General features: G+C 35.0%; 1 protein-coding gene. It reads right to left on the reverse strand.

Annotated features, from left to right (window positions below; all coding sequences use genetic code 11):
- Positions 1-47: 47 nt before the first annotated feature.
- On the reverse strand, positions 48-237 hold a 190-nt coding region (locus V6255_RS18240), incomplete at its 5' end, for a hypothetical protein (RefSeq protein WP_341629405.1).

A 237-nucleotide genomic window follows, 5' to 3' on the forward strand; every position in this document is an offset into this window, starting at 1 on the left:
TAGGAAATGTAAAGCTGAGTGTCTCCACTCAGCTTTTGGCATTACTTTTAGATACTTTCTCGATCTAAAAGTATTAGTAATTCATTAATTTTATCTTTACCGCCTACTTGTTCGTAGAATTCAGGCCACACTGTTGCTTGTGCTTTTTTAACACATTCGCCTTCATCTTCTAGTTGATCAATTTGCATTTCATCTTTAGCCACTAGATCTTCTTTGATGCTCCCTTCTTTATCTTTA

Source organism: Psychromonas arctica, from assembly GCF_038155225.1.
Taxonomy (GTDB): Bacteria; Pseudomonadota; Gammaproteobacteria; order Enterobacterales; family Psychromonadaceae; genus Psychromonas; species Psychromonas arctica_B.